This is a genomic window from Clostridium nigeriense, assembly GCF_900086595.1.
Taxonomy (GTDB): Bacteria; Bacillota; Clostridia; order Clostridiales; family Clostridiaceae; genus Clostridium; species Clostridium nigeriense.
On record NZ_LT575472.1, the window covers coordinates 1,721,438 to 1,736,920 of the forward strand.

Genomic DNA, 15,483 nt, shown 5'->3' on the forward strand with positions numbered 1-15,483 from the left:
GTAGTATGAAGGAAAATTGGATACTAGTAAATAAAAAAGAGAGCTTTTTAAAGCTCTCTGAATTTTTAAATGAAAACCCTTTAGTTTTAAGAATTTTAGCTAATAGAGGAATAGATGATATAAATTTGGCTAAAAGATTTTTAAATGGAACTTTAGATGATTTATATGACGGATATTTAATGAAGGATATGAAATATGGTATAAATATAATAAAAAATGCAGTTGTAAATGGGAAAAAGATAATTATTTACGGAGATTACGATTGTGATGGTGTTAATAGTACAACTATTTTTTATAAAGCTTTAAAGGCTATTGGCGCAAATTATAGTTATTATATTCCTAACAGAGAAGAAGAGGGCTATGGTATGCATAGTGGTAGAATACAAAAGTTAAAGGAGCAAGGATATGAAGTTATATTAACCTGTGATAATGGAATATCTGCTTTTGAACAAGTGGAATTAGCTAAGGAACTAGGAATGGAAGTAGTAATTACAGATCATCATGATATTCCAATTAGAGAAGATGAAAATGGAATATTAAAGCCATCTATTCCTAGAGCTGATGCTGTAATTAATCCTAAGCAAAATGATTGTAACTATCCTTTTAAAATGCTTTGTGGTGCTGGAATTGCATTAAAGTTCTCAAAATGTTTATTTGATGAATTTAATGTAGAGGAAGAAAAATTTTTAGACTTATTTCAATTTGCTGCCATTGCAACAGTATGTGATGTAGTAGATTTAGTTGATGAGAATAGAATTATAGTAAAAAAAGGATTAGAGCTATTAAACAATAGTGATAATTTAGGTGTACAAGAATTAAAAAAAGCAACTTTATTAAATGATAAAAATATTGAAGAATATCATTTAGGGTTTGTAATAGGTCCATGCATAAATGCAACAGGAAGACTTGAAACAGCTGATTTATCTGTAGAACTATTAACTACGGAAGATAAAGAAAGAGCTAAATTTTTAGCAATTCAACTAAGTGAATTAAATACAATAAGACAAGACTTAACTAAAGAGAGTACAGAAAGAATAATTGAAAGAATAGAAATTGAAAAAGATCCTTGTGATAAAGTTATAGTTGTACATGATAAAAATGTTCATGAAAGTATAGCAGGAATAGTAGCTGGAAGAGTGAAGGAAAAATATAATATGCCTTGTATAGTTTTAACTAGTGGAAAAGAAATGCCCAAGGGTTCTGCAAGGTCCATAGAAGGATATAACATAACAGAAGAATTAAGCAAGTGTTCTGAACTTATAGAAAAGTTTGGAGGTCATCCTATGGCAGCAGGTTTATCTATAAAAGAAGAAAATATAGATAAATTAAGAAAAAAGTTGAATGATAATTGTACATTGACAGATGAAGATTTAGTTCCAGTAGTTAAAATAGATTTACCTTTAAATTTAAATTATTTAAATGAGGATTTAATTAGCACTATTGAAGCTTTAAGACCTTTTGGAAAAGGAAATCCAAGTCCATTATTTGCTGTAAAAGATATGTTAATAGAAAGAATGTGGCTTTTAGGAAAAGATAAGAATTTTTTAAAGCTTAGATTTAGTTTTCACATGAATGGAAGGAAGCTTTATATGGATGGAATAAGCTTTGATAAGTTTGAAAGCTTTAAGGAAGATATAATAAATTTTTATGGGGAAGAGAAATTTAATGAAGCTTGTAACACTAGTTTTTTAAATTTAAAAGCAGATTTGATTTACTATCCTAGTATTAATGAGTTTAATGGAAATAGAAATATACAATTAAATTTAAAAAATATAAGATTAAAATAGGAAAGAGTTGTCTTAATATGAAATTAATCATTTTAAGACAACTCTCTTTATAAATTTAATGATTTTCAATTAAAAAACTATTTTATAGTATTTTCATATTGTTCAACCATTCTTTTAACCATTTCTCCACCAACGCTTCCGCATTGTTTTGAAGTAAGGTCTCCATTGTAGTCTGAGAAAGGAACTCCCATTTCACTAGCTACTTCATTTTTGAATTTAGCTAATCCATTTTTAGCTTCTGGTACTAACTTCTTTGCCATAATATTTACACCTCCTTTTCATCTTTGTAATTATAGCTTGTGTAAATTTTAAAGAAATATAATATGTAAGTTAAGGAAATTGGACATAATAGTGGGATATATTATTTTGAATAAAAATTAAAAAATAACATTAAATTGCATTTAATAATATGATATATTGAAATAGTACTTATTTTTTTGGAGGAATGATTAAATGAGCAAATATAAAATAATAATGACCGGAGGAGGAACAGCTGGTCATGTTACTCCTAACTTAGCTTTAGTTCCAAGATTAAAAGAAAAAGATTTTGAGATAAAATATATTGGAAGCAAAGATGGAATAGAGAAAGAAATAATAGGAGATGCCAAAATACCTTATTACGAAATTTCGTCTGGAAAGCTTAGAAGATATTTTGATGTGAAAAATTTTACAGATCCTTTTAAAGTAATGAAAGGAGTAGTAGAAGCAAATAAAATATTGAAAAAAGAAAAGCCGGATGTAATTTTTTCTAAGGGTGGTTTTGTTGCTGTGCCTGTAGTAATTGCAGCATCAATGAGGAAAATCCCTGTAGTTTCACATGAATCAGACTTAACTCCAGGACTTGCTAATAAATTATCAGCTCCTTTTTGCACAAAACTTTGTGTTACATTTAGAGAAAGTTTAAATTATATAAAGGATAATAAGGGAGTATTAACTGGAACTCCTATTAGAGAAGAGATATTAAAAGGTAGTTCAGAAAAAGGAAAGAATATTTGTGGTTTTAAGGATAATAAGGAAATAATACTTGTTATTGGAGGTAGTTTAGGTGCAAAAAGTATAAATGAAGCTGTTAGAAAAAATTTAAATGAATTACTGAAAAATTACAATATAATTCATATATGTGGTAAAAATAATTTAGAGAAAAGTTTAAATGGAATAAAAGGTTATCTTCAATTTGAATATGTTAAAGATGAGCTTCCACATTTACTTAAAGCTGCTGATTATATTATATCTAGAGCTGGCGCTAATGTTATTTTTGAATTATTAGCGTTAAATAAGCCTACATTACTAATACCATTATCAAAAAAAATAAGTAGAGGAGACCAAATTTTGAATGCTAGCTCCTTTGAAAAAGAAGGATATTCAATAGTGCTTGATGAAGATGAGATGATGGAAAAGGAAGAAAAATTAATTATTAAATTAAATGAACTTAAAGAAAAGAAAAGTATTTTAATTAATAATATGAAAAATAGCGGTGTAAGTAATGGTGTAGAATCGATTTTAGGCGTAATTATAAAAAGTATTGAGTTAAATAAATAAAATAAGACTTTATTTAAACGAGAGGACAATATTGTTCCAATATGGGACGCATAAAACTTGCAAAAAAAAAATAGTGTTATATAATAAAATAGTAAGTGTAAAAATAGGTAATATATATCCAAAAAATTGACTTTTTTAGTCAAAGGATGAGGTGATGTATTAATGAAAAAAATTTCTATTATCTATTGGAGTAATGGGGGAAATGTTGAAGTTCTAGCAAATTCAATTGCAGAAGGCGTAAAGTCTCAAGATGCAGAAGTTAACATAAAATATGTTTCTGATGCAACAATTGAAGATGTAACCGAAGCTGATGCAGTTGCCTTTGGTAGTCCTTCAATGGATAATAATAGAATTGAACAACATGAAATGGAACCATTTATAAACCAATTTAAATTGTTACCTAATAAACAAAAGAAGATAATTTTATTTGGATCATATGGATGGGATGATGGTAAGTTCATGGTTGATTGGGTTCAACGTATGAAAGACTATGACTTTAATGTTTTAGGAAGCATCGCCGTTAAAGAATCACCAAGTGAAGAAGAAATTATAAAGGCAAAAAAACTTGGCGAAGATTTAGCAAAATAATTCTTTAGAGGATTAACCCTAAAAATGAGTACTTACATAGGGGTTAAGTACTAGACATCAATAAAGAATTGAATCTTTTCTTACAAAATAATTCATTCTTAAAGATTGAATACAGAATTTAATACTGTATTTAGCGTATTATTAAATTTTATATATTTATATATAAGGAAGAGAGGTCAAACACGATGAGAAAAATGAAAACTATGGATGGTAATACGGCTGCAGCTCACATATCTTATGCATTTACAGAAGTAGCTGCAATATTCCCAATTACCCCATCTTCACCAATGGCTGAACACGTTGATGAATGGGCTGCACAAGGAAAGAAGAACATATTTGGTCAACCTGTTAAGGTTATGGAAATGCAATCAGAAGCAGGAGCGGCTGGAGCAGTTCACGGATCTTTACAAGCAGGTGCATTAACAACAACATATACTGCATCTCAAGGTTTATTATTAATGATCCCAAATATGTACAAGATTGCTGGTGAAATGTTACCAACAGTATTCCACGTTTCAGCAAGAGCTTTAGCAACTTCTTCATTAAGTATATTTGGAGATCATCAAGACGTTATGGCTGCAAGACAAACTGGTTTTGCTATGCTTGCAGAAGGATCAGTTCAAGAAGTTATGGATTTAGCTGCTGTAGCACACTTAACTTCAATTAAGACTAGAATACCTTTCATGAACTTCTTTGATGGATTTAGAACATCTCACGAAATTCAAAAGATTGAAGTTTTAGAATATGATGAATTAGCTAAGTTAGTAGATTATGATGCTTTAGCTGGATTCAGAAAGAGAGCTTTAAACCCTAATAACCCAGTTACAAGAGGTACAGCTCAAAACCCTGATATCTACTTCCAAACTAGAGAATCAGTAAATAGATTCTATGAAGAAATTCCAGAAGTAGTAGAAAGCTACATGGCTGAAATAACTAAGTTAACAGGAAGAGAATATCACTGTTTCGATTACTATGGAGCACCAGATGCTGACAGAATAATTGTTACAATGGGTTCTTCAATTGATGTTGCTGAAGAAACAGTTGACTACTTAAATTCAAAAGGAGAAAAAGTTGGTGTAGTTAAAGTTAGACTATATAGACCATTCTCAACAGAAAGATTATTAAAGGTAATACCAGCTACAGTTAAATCAATAGCTGTTTTAGATAGAACAAAGGAACCAGGTTCAATAGGAGAGCCATTATACTTAGATGTCAAGAGTGCATTCTATGGAAGAGAAAATGCTCCTGTTATAGTTGGAGGAAGATATGGTTTAGGTTCTAAAGATCCAAACCCTGCAGACATAGCAGCAGTATTTGCTAACCTTTCTAAGGAAAATCCAAAGGATGGATTTACAATATCAATAGTTGATGATGTAACTAATACTTCATTAGAATCAGTTTCAGATATCGATGCTACTCCAGAAGGAACTAAAGCATGTAAGTTCTGGGGATTAGGATCAGATGGTACTGTTGGTGCTAATAAGAGTGCTATTAAGATCATTGGAGACCATACTGATATGTATGCTCAAGGATACTTCTCATATGACTCTAAGAAGTCAGGTGGTATAACAGTATCTCACTTAAGATTTGGTAAGAAACCAATTAAGTCACCATACTTAGTACACAAAGCAGACTTTGTTGCTTGTCACAACCAAGCTTATGTATATAAATATGATGTATTAGAAGGATTAAAGAATAATGGTAAGTTCTTATTAAATACAATCTGGACTCCAGAAGAAGTTAATGAAAAATTACCAGCTGCAATGAAGAGATATATTGCAGAAAATAACATTGAATTCTACACATTAAATGCTGTTAAGATAGCTCAAGAAATTGGCCTTGGCGGAAGAATCAACATGATAATGCAAGCTGCATTCTTTAAGATTGCTAACATTATTCCAGTTGAAGATGCTGTTAAGTACTTAAAAGACGCTGTTGTAACATCTTATGGTAAAAAAGGTGAAAAAGTTGTTAATATGAACTTTGCTGCTATAGACAAGGGTGTTGAATCAATAGCTAGAATTGAAGTGCCAGCTGATTGGAAAGATGCTAAGGATGAAGTTAAGGAAGAAAGAAATGATATTCCAGCATTCATCAAGAATATAGTTGAACCAATTAATGCTCAAAAGGGATTTGACCTTCCAGTTTCAGCATTTGATGGAATGGAAGATGGTACATTTATGGCAGGTACTGCTGCTTATGAAAAGAGAGGTATAGCTATCAATGTTCCAGAATGGCAACAAGATAAGTGTATTCAATGTAACCAATGTGCTTATGTTTGTCCACATGCTGTAATAAGACCATTCTTATTAAATGAAGATGAGAAGACAAATGCACCAGAAACAATGAAGATTGTACCTGCAAAGGCATTAAAGACAGAAGAACCAACATTCTACACTATTGGAGTTACTCCATTAGACTGTACAGGTTGTGGAAACTGTGCTCAAGTATGTCCAGCACCAGGTAAGGCATTAATAATGAAACCTCTTGCAACTCAAGAAGAACAAATTGAAGCTTGGGATTATGCAGTTAAAGAAGTTAAGCCTAAGAAGAATCCTATGAACAAAAACACTGTTAAGGGTAGCCAATTTGAACAACCATTATTTGAGTTCTCAGGAGCTTGTGCAGGTTGTGGTGAAACTCCATATGCTAAACTTGTAACTCAATTATTCGGAGACAGAATGATGATAGCTAACGCTACTGGATGTTCATCAATCTGGGGAGGTTCAGTACCTGCAACTCCATATACAGTTAATAATGAAGGACATGGTCCAGCTTGGGCAAACTCATTATTTGAAGATAATGCTGAATTTGGATTAGGTATGTTCTTAGGAGTTAAGGCTATAAGAGAAAGAATAGCTGATAACATGCAAAAGGCTTTAGAAGTAGAAGCTTCAGAAGAAGTTAAAGCAGTACTTCAAGACTGGTTAGACAACATGAACAGTGGAGAAGGAACTAGAGATAGAGCTAATAGAGTTATAGCTACATTAGAAAATGTTGATGCTGATTATGCAAGAGAAATCTTAAAAGATAAAGAATTCTTAATTAAGAGATCTCAATGGATATTCGGAGGAGACGGATGGGCATATGACATCGGATACGGTGGATTAGATCACGTTCTAGCTTCAGGAGAAGACGTAAATGTTCTTGTATTTGATACTGAAATTTACTCAAATACAGGTGGTCAATCATCTAAATCAACTCCAACTGCTGCAATAGCTAAGTTTGCTGCATCAGGTAAGAAGATTAAGAAAAAAGACCTTGGAATGATGGCTATGACATATGGATATGTTTATGTAGCACAAATTTCAATGGGAGCTGATAAGAACCAAACTCTTAAAGCTATAGCTGAAGCAGAAGCTTATAATGGACCATCATTAATAATAGCTTATGCACCATGTATCAGCCACGGTATTAAGAGTGGTATGGCTAATAGCCAAGAGGAAGCTAAGAAGGCTGTTGAATGCGGATATTGGGGATTATATAGATATAACCCAACATTAATTGGAACTAAGAATCCATTCTCATTAGATTCTAAGGAACCAAAAGCAAGCTTCAGAGAGTTCTTAATGGGAGAAGTAAGATATGCTTCACTTGCAAAAGCATTCCCAGAACAAGCAGAAGCTTTATTTGAAAAGACAGAAAAAGATGCTATGGAAAGATTAGCAAACTACAAGAGATTAGCTGAACAACAATAGTTTTTATAAATAAGGGGCTATTTTAGCTCCTTATTTTTTATTTTTTAGAAAATAATAAAAGAAAATTAAATCTTTTACTTTTAATTTTTATAAATTAAGGGTAGAATTAAATAGAATATTAGTCTCATTAAAGGAGGATTATTAAAATGGATAATGAAAAGAAATGTGGATGTCACGAAGAAGAAAATACATGTGGATGTGGACATGATCATGGTCATGAGCATGATCATGAATGTGGATGTGGAGAAGACCACCACGAACACTTTGTTGTAGATTTAGAAGATGATAATGGAAATGTAATATCTTGCCCTATAATAGATGCATTTGAATTTGAAGATAATGAATATATTTTAGCTCAAGATCCTAATGAAGATTCTGTTTATTTATTTAGATCATTAGAAGATGGAGAATTAATTATTCCAGAAGAAGATGAATTTGATAGAGTATCAAAATTCTATAGTGAAGATTTAGCAGAATAAAACATAAGAAAGACACGCAAGTGTCTTTTTTTATTACTTAGGAAATTATAATAAAGTCAAATATGCGGACAAATTTATAAGAGTATTAAAATTTGTAGTGTAAGGGGGAGAGTTTTTATAATTTCCTTCCTTCAGTTTGCAAAGAGATAAACAATGTATGGCGTCGACTTGGAGCGGATGCGACGGAGTAAGGAATATAATGTTTATCTCTTTTTTATTGTTTTTTTATATTAATAATGATATATTCTTATATATAAACTTAGGAAATAAGGTGTTAAAATGAATTATGCAGATTTACACATTCATTCTAATTATTCGGATGGCAGTATGACACCAGAAGAAATTATTAAAAACGCTATAGATTTAGGAGTAAAGAGTATATCTATAACTGATCATGATTCAATTGCATCTCAATATATTGCTGAAAAGGAATATAATGATATAAATGTTATATCTGGTATAGAATTAAGCACTGAATATGAAGATTTTGAACTTCATATTCTAGGCTACTTTATTGATATAAAAAATAATGAATTAATAAGTATTGTAGATAGATTAAATAAAGCTAGAATAGAAAGAATAGAAGAAATACTATTTAATTTAAAAAAGCATAATATTAATTTAACCTTAGAAGATTTAGAAGTTGATTTGAATTCAACAGTGGGAAGAAGTCATGTAGCTAATGCAATGGTTAGAAAAGGATACTTTGACAATTATAAAACTGCTTTTATAAATTATTTGGTTAAAGGAAAACCGGCATATGTTAAAGGTTATAAATTGAGCTATAAAGATGCTATACAGATCATTAACAATTGTGGTGGTATTTCAGTCCTTGCTCATCCTGGACAAATTTATAAAGCTTTAGAAGTAGAAAATATAATTAAAAATTTAAAATTTTATGGATTAAAGGGAGTAGAAGTATACCATCCTAGCCATTCAAGAAATCAAACTAATGGTTTTTATAACTTATCAAAAAAACATAAGTTGTTAATAACTGGTGGAAGTGACTTCCATGGGAAAGCAGGCTATAAAGAAAATAATATAGGTAGTTATGGTATAAATGAAGATTTATTAAATAAATTAATTAATTCAAGGAGATAGGTGGGGTATGACAATGGATTTATCGAATAAGGCAAAACAAATTAATCCATCATTAACATTAGAAATTACAGCAAAAGCTAAGGAATTAAAAGAGGCTGGTATAGATGTAGTAAGCTTTGGAGCAGGAGAACCAGATTTTAATACTCCTGAAAATATTATTAAAGCTGCCATAAGAGCAATGGAAGAAGGAAAGACTAAATATACAGCTACTAGTGGAATTTTGGATTTAAGAAATGCAATTTGTGAAAAATTTAAAGTGGATAATGGATTATTGTATAAGCCTAATCAAATAGTTGTTTCTACAGGGGCAAAGCAAAGTTTGGCAAATGCTTTTTTAGCTATATTAAATAAGGGGGATGAAGTTATAATTCCAGTTCCTTATTGGGTAAGCTATCCTGAATTAGTCAAGTTATCAGATGGTGTACCAATATTCGTTAATACATTAAAGGAAAATGACTATAAGTACACAATAAAAGATTTAGAAAAAGTAGTTACAAAGAAAACTAAAGCTATATTACTAAATAGTCCTAATAATCCAACTGGCAGTATTTATACAAAAGAAGAGTTAAGGGAAATAGCAGAGTTTGCTAAGAAATACGATTTAATTATTGTTTCCGATGAAATTTATGAAAAATTAATATATGATGGAAATAAACATATAAGTATTGCATCATTATCAGAAGATGCTTATAAAAGAACTATAGTAATTAATGGTTTATCTAAATCCTATGCTATGACTGGATGGAGAATAGGTTATTCAGCTTGTAGTGAAGAAATGTCAAAATTAATGAGTAGTATTCAAAGTCATGTAACATCAAATATAAATTCTATTTCTCAATATGCTGCTGTTGAGGCTTTAACAGGGACTCAAGAAAGTATAAAAATAATGATTCAAGAGTTTGAGAAAAGAAGAAATTACATGATAGATAGGCTAAATAACATAGAAGGAATTTCTTATATAAGACCAAGTGGAGCATTTTATATTATGGTTTGCATAGAAGGGTTCTATGGAAAAAATATAAATGGAAATATAATTAAATCATCTTTAGATTTTTCAAAGAGTATATTAGAGGAAGAAAATGTTGCAGTAATTCCTGGTATAGCTTTTGGTTTAGATGAATATATAAGATTATCTTATGCAACTTCTATTAATGTAATTGAAGAAGGATTAAATAGAATAGAAAACTATTTAAGAAAATTAAAATAAAAAAATAATATTTGTTTAATGTTATTAATAAGATTAAAGTTCACCTATGTAATTTTACTATGATTTGGGATAAAGCCAAAGATTAAGAAAAGTTACACAGGTGAACTTTGTTTTTCTTTAATACTTTCTTATTTATAAATAACAAATTTTAGTATATAATTAATTGTGGAACACTTAGGAGGAAAAATACATGGATAAATTAGCGATATTTGATGTAGACTATACTATAACTAAAAAAGAAACATTGATGCAATTATATAAATATGTAATCGTAAAGGATGTTAAAAATATTAGATTTTTACCAAGGGCTTTATTTAGTGGGGCTATGTATAAACTTGGGGTATATGATGAGAAAAGAGTTAAGGAATCCTTTCTTAAGTTTATAGATAAAATAGATGAGAAGGATTTATCTATATTAGTTAAAGACTTCTATAAAGATGTTTTGGAGAAAATATTATATAAGGATGCAATAAATATGATGAAGAAATTAAAGGGACAAGGCTATAAAATATATTTGATTTCAGCATCACCAGAATTTTACTTAAATGAGTTTTATGCTATAGAAGAAGTTGATATGATTATAGGAACTAGATTTTTTATTGAAGATAAAAAATTTGTAAGAAAAATGGATGGATCAAATTGTAAAGGGGAAGAAAAGGTAAAAAGATTAAAAGAAGTTTTACAAAAGAAAAACATAGAAGTTGATTATAAAAACTCTTATATGTTTTCAGATTCATTATCTGATAAACCTCTTTTAGATTTAGTTGGCAATGCTTATTTAATTAATTATAGAAAGAAAAGCAATTTTCAAATATTAAAATGGAAGTAGTAAGGAGGCAAATATATGGAGGCAATTTTAAATTATTATTTAGAAGATGGGCACTTAGAAAAAATAAGCAACTATACAATGGATTCAAAGGAGAAGGGTAGAATAATATACGAGGTAATAAGAGTTATAAATAAAGTTCCTTTATTTTATGAAGATCATCTTAAAAGACTAGAAACCTCTTTTAGATTAATGGAAAAACCTTTTTCTTATAAGTATGATAAAGTAAGAGAATATTTAACAAGCTTAATTGAGGCTAATAATGTTGATTTTGGAAATATAAAACTTACTTTTGATATAAAGACAGATACTATGAAGGTCTTTAGTATAAAGCATAGTTATCCAAATGAAGAGCTATATAAAAAAGGAATAAAAACTATTCTTTATCATGGAGAAAGAACTAATCCTAATGCTAAGGTTGTAGACAGTAGTTTTAGAGAAAAGGTAACAACAGAGATTAATAAGGCTAGTGCTTTTGAAGCTATACTTGTAAACAATAAAGGGTACATAACAGAGGGAAGCAAATCTAACATATTTATGATTAAAGAAGATACGTTATATACTTCACCATTAGAAGCGGTTTTGCCAGGGGTTACAAGAGGAAGAATTATAGCTTTAGCTAAAAATATTGGGATAAAATTTGAAGAAAAAAATATCAGTTTTAAGGATATAAAGGATTTTGATGCTATGTTTATATCAGGAACATCACCTAAAATACTTCCAATATCCTTAGTAGATGATATGAAATTTAATGTAGAAAATAATTTAATGCAAAAATTAATTAGGGAATTTAATAAAGAAATAGAATTATATGTTGAAAGATTTAAGAAATAAAACTATTTTTTATTATAATTTGAATAATATTTAAAATCAAACTAAATTATGGTATTATTATATTGGGTATAAGGAGAGGAAACAATAGGAAATGCAAGATATTGAAAAAGACATGGGTCAAGATGGAAGCATTTGTGTGAGAGACAAAAAAATAATAGTAAAGAATCCTATAGGAAATGGTGAATATCCTATTATTACACCACCTGGAAAAGGAAACTTATTAGTAAATGGAGAAATTATAAATAGACCTATTAAAGTAAAAAAAGAGGATGCTATAGAGTTTATAGAATTTAAAGTACCGGCTAAAAGAAACATAGATATTAGTTGGAATAAGGAAAAAACAGAAGGATATATTTCAATAACCTATGAAAAAGAAATAATTTATTCTTTAATGGATTCATCAAAAAGTATAAGTTTAACATTAGAGGTAGTTGAGGAGGAAGGTAAATATCCTCCCATTATTAGCAAAAATGAATTAGAACAAGAGTTCAATAAAGCAAAAATAACTTATGGAATAATAGAGGATGCTATATTAAAAGCTAGTAGTAGTAGAGAAATCAAGAATTTATTATTTGCTAAGGGTATGCCACCTAAACCACCTATAGAAGATAGTATAAAAATATTTTTTAATACTAATAAAAGGGCAATTAATTTTGAAGATGATGAAAAAATTGATTATAGAAATTTTAATAGTATAACTAGTGTTAAAGCTAATGAAGTATTAGCCGAAATTATAAAAGGAGAAAATGGAGTTAATGGTATAAATATTTTCTCTCAAATAATACCAGGAAAGCAAAAGAAAAAGAGTAACTTTAATGCAAGTAATGGTGCTAAGCTTAAAGATAATATTATAACTTCAACTATAGACGGAAAACCAAATTTTAAAAATAATACAGTTTGGGTTGAGCCTATATACATATTAAATAAAGATGTGACTATTACTACAGGTAATATTAAATTTCCAGCTAATGTAGAAATAAACGGTAAGGTTACAGAAGGTATGAGGGTAGTTTCAGGTGGAAGTCTTGTAATTAGAGGAGGGGTATTTAGCGCTGATATAGAAGCTAAAAATTCTAGTGATATTATAGGAAATATAGTAAACTCTAATATTAAAATTGGAGGTACAAATTTAATTAAATCTGAAAGGATTAATATACTAAAATCACTAAGAGAAGACTTATATTCATTATTTGTAAATATAAACTACCTAAATGAAAATAATTTAATAGATAAGAATATAGTAGTAGGATTTATTATTAAGTCATTGATAGAGACAAAGTTTAGAAATTTATCTAAAATTTTAATTAAGGTCATAGCATGTACTGCTAAAGATGGATGCAATAATTCGGAAGTGTTAAAATTGGTAAAAACAAAGCTTATAGGTGCTGGACCAAGCAGTATAAAAGATATAAGCGAAATAGAAGAAATTATATATAAAATTGATAATGAACTTTCTGAATTAGAAAAAGATGCTATTATAGAGGCTAACTTAAATATAGAATATGCTCAAGAATCAAAGATTGATGTAGTTGGAAATATAAATATTTGTGGAAAAGGATTATTTACAAGTGAATTGAATTCCACTAAAAGTATAATTTTTACTACAGATAAAGTAATATGTAGAGGTGGACATTTAAAAGCTGGTGAAATGATAAAAGCTTCTATAGTTGGAAGTGAGTCTGGAGTATTCACGAATTTAGAAGTAGATAAAAGAGGTGAGATTTATATTGATTTAGCTTATCACAATACTACTTTTATTATAGGAAATAAAAAATATATTTTGGACAAGCCTTCAAAAAACATACATGTATATATAGACAAAGATGGTAGTTTAGCAGTAGATAAACTACTTCTATAGGAGGATATGAGAAATGAAAGAGATAAAAATATTAGTTTTTAAGCTTAGAAATGAATTCTATGCAACTGATATTATGGATGTTGAAAGGATTTTAGGTTATGAAGAGCCAACTGCTCTTCCTGATTCTCCAAGTTTTTTAGATGGTGTAATAAACTATGAAAATAGTGTTTTACCTATTTTAAATCTTGTAGATAAGTTTAAACTAAAAAAAGAGGATAGCTTAGATAAAAAAATTATTGTTGTAAGAAGAGAAAATGGAAAGTTTGGAATATTGGTAGATAGCGTTAGCGAAGTACTTAGTATTTTAGATGAAGAAATAAAAAATCCAAGTAGTCTTTCAACATTAATATCACAAAAGTATATTAAGGGTTTAATAAAGAAAAAAGATAACATTATAATTATGCTTGACTTAGAAAAGGTGTTGACAGTAGAGGAAGAAGAGATTATTTTTCAGGGGTGAAAATATTGGATGACAAAAAAGAGGTTAGAGTTGGAATAGCAGATAGCGCTATAGTATCATCCCCGGATAAATTAATTACAATGGGTTTAGGATCCTGCGTTGGAATAGCTTTATATGATAAGGAAAAGAAAATAGCAGGATTAGTACATATTATGCTACCTGATAGTAAACAATTTAAAAATATAGTAAATCCTTTTAAATACGCAGATTTAGGTGTAGAGAATTTAGTGAAAAAGATGATATCCTATGGGTGTAGAAAAGAAAATATGACTGCTAAAATAGCTGGTGGTGCATCTATGTTTAATTTTCCAGATAAGAAAATAATTAGTGATGTTGGAAAAAGAAATAGTGCAGCAGTTATTGAGGCTATTAATAAATTATCTATTCCTATAATAGGTGAAGACACTGGTGGTAATAAGGGAAGAACTATGATTTTTGAAAGTGAGGATGGATCAGTAATAATTAGAAGTATCGGAAGTAGTCTTAAAAGACTATAGGGGGTGTTACATTATTGGCAAATAATGCAGTAATAAATAATAAAGACATTATATTAATAGGAGCATCAACTGGTGGCCCAAATGCTATAGAGAAGATAATTACTGAAATCACTAAAGATTTAAATGTAGCAGTCTTAATAGTGCAACATATGCCAAGTGGATTTACTAAAACTTTTGCTGAGAGATTAAATAAAAAATGTGAGCTAGAAGTTTTAGAAGCTAAGGATGGAATAAAGATAGAAAAGAATAAGATATATATAGCACCAGGTGGATATCATATGGTAGTTAGAGGCTCAGGAATTATAGCATTAAATAAAGAAGATCCAATTTGGGGGGTAAGACCAGCTGTAGATAAATTATTTATATCAGCTTCATCTATTTACGGTGGTAGAGTTCTATCTGTGATACTTACAGGTATGGGCAAAGATGGAGCAGAAGGAACGGTTGTAGTAAAAATGAATAATGGAACAACTATTTCTCAAGATGAAAAAACTTCAGTTATTTATGGAATGCCCAAAAGTGCATATGAAACTGGTTGTGTAGATTATGTACTTCCTTTAAAGGATATAGCATCCAAAATAAAAACTTTGGTTAAGGTGAATTAGGGAG

14 protein-coding genes are annotated in these 15,483 nt (G+C 29.4%); 13 read left to right on the forward strand and 1 reads right to left on the reverse strand.

Going from position 1 to position 15,483, the window contains the following annotated elements:
- Nucleotides 1-5: 5 nt before the first annotated feature.
- A complete protein-coding gene (gene recJ, locus BN6774_RS08170) occupies nucleotides 6-1,787 on the forward strand; it encodes a single-stranded-DNA-specific exonuclease RecJ (protein ID WP_066892401.1) in 1,782 nt (593 codons plus the stop codon).
- A gap of 77 nt (nucleotides 1,788-1,864) precedes the next feature.
- Here the strand turns inward: recJ and BN6774_RS08175 are convergent, their stop codons facing one another.
- Nucleotides 1,865-2,047 (reverse strand): alpha/beta-type small acid-soluble spore protein, encoded by a 183-nt coding sequence (locus BN6774_RS08175; RefSeq protein WP_066892404.1) that lies wholly within the window; start codon nucleotides 2,045-2,047, stop codon nucleotides 1,865-1,867.
- A 193-nt stretch (nucleotides 2,048-2,240) separates the two neighbouring features.
- Here BN6774_RS08175 and BN6774_RS08180 point away from each other — a divergent pair, with 193 nt between their 5' ends.
- From BN6774_RS08180 to BN6774_RS08235, 12 genes are all read left to right on the forward strand, one after another.
- Nucleotides 2,241-3,326 carry an undecaprenyldiphospho-muramoylpentapeptide beta-N-acetylglucosaminyltransferase gene (locus BN6774_RS08180; RefSeq protein ID WP_066892407.1) on the forward strand — a complete coding sequence of 362 codons (1,086 nt, stop codon included), beginning with the start codon at nucleotides 2,241-2,243 and terminating at the stop codon, nucleotides 3,324-3,326.
- Between the two features lie 162 nt (nucleotides 3,327-3,488).
- On the forward strand, nucleotides 3,489-3,914 hold the full coding sequence (locus BN6774_RS08185; protein ID WP_066892410.1) for a flavodoxin: 426 nt from the start codon (nucleotides 3,489-3,491) through the stop codon (nucleotides 3,912-3,914).
- A 185-nt stretch (nucleotides 3,915-4,099) separates the two neighbouring features.
- Nucleotides 4,100-7,612, forward strand: coding sequence for a pyruvate:ferredoxin (flavodoxin) oxidoreductase (gene nifJ / locus BN6774_RS08190; protein ID WP_066892413.1), 3,513 nt, complete (start codon nucleotides 4,100-4,102; stop codon nucleotides 7,610-7,612).
- A gap of 146 nt (nucleotides 7,613-7,758) precedes the next feature.
- Nucleotides 7,759-8,091, forward strand: coding sequence for a DUF1292 domain-containing protein (locus BN6774_RS08195; RefSeq protein ID WP_066892415.1), 333 nt, complete (start codon nucleotides 7,759-7,761; stop codon nucleotides 8,089-8,091).
- 279 nt (nucleotides 8,092-8,370) lie between these two features.
- Nucleotides 8,371-9,192 carry a PHP domain-containing protein gene (locus BN6774_RS08200; RefSeq protein WP_066892418.1) on the forward strand — a complete coding sequence of 274 codons (822 nt, stop codon included), beginning with the start codon at nucleotides 8,371-8,373 and terminating at the stop codon, nucleotides 9,190-9,192.
- Between the two features lie 13 nt (nucleotides 9,193-9,205).
- The gene (locus tag BN6774_RS08205) at nucleotides 9,206-10,399 is read left to right on the forward strand and encodes a pyridoxal phosphate-dependent aminotransferase (protein WP_066892421.1); all 1,194 of its coding nucleotides are present in this window, start codon (nucleotides 9,206-9,208) and stop codon (nucleotides 10,397-10,399) included.
- Between the two features lie 190 nt (nucleotides 10,400-10,589).
- Entirely contained in the window at nucleotides 10,590-11,228 is a 639-nt protein-coding gene (locus BN6774_RS08210; protein WP_066892424.1) for an HAD-IB family hydrolase, read from the forward strand.
- Between the two features lie 15 nt (nucleotides 11,229-11,243).
- Nucleotides 11,244-12,059, forward strand: a complete 816-nt coding sequence (locus tag BN6774_RS08215) for an aminotransferase class IV (RefSeq protein WP_066892427.1) — start codon at nucleotides 11,244-11,246, stop codon at nucleotides 12,057-12,059.
- A gap of 91 nt (nucleotides 12,060-12,150) precedes the next feature.
- The gene (locus BN6774_RS08220; RefSeq protein ID WP_106404267.1) at nucleotides 12,151-13,917 is read left to right on the forward strand and encodes a DUF342 domain-containing protein; all 1,767 of its coding nucleotides are present in this window, start codon (nucleotides 12,151-12,153) and stop codon (nucleotides 13,915-13,917) included.
- Nucleotides 13,918-13,930: 13 nt separating this feature from the next.
- Nucleotides 13,931-14,377, forward strand: coding sequence for a chemotaxis protein CheW (locus BN6774_RS08225; protein ID WP_066892430.1), 447 nt, complete (start codon nucleotides 13,931-13,933; stop codon nucleotides 14,375-14,377).
- The gene (locus BN6774_RS08230) at nucleotides 14,374-14,874 is read left to right on the forward strand and encodes a chemotaxis protein CheD (protein ID WP_235829597.1); all 501 of its coding nucleotides are present in this window, start codon (nucleotides 14,374-14,376) and stop codon (nucleotides 14,872-14,874) included. Before BN6774_RS08225 ends, BN6774_RS08230 begins: the two co-directional genes overlap by 4 nt.
- 14 nt (nucleotides 14,875-14,888) lie before the next feature.
- The gene (locus BN6774_RS08235) at nucleotides 14,889-15,479 is read left to right on the forward strand and encodes a CheB methylesterase domain-containing protein (RefSeq protein WP_066892437.1); all 591 of its coding nucleotides are present in this window, start codon (nucleotides 14,889-14,891) and stop codon (nucleotides 15,477-15,479) included.
- Nucleotides 15,480-15,483 lie beyond the last annotated feature (4 nt).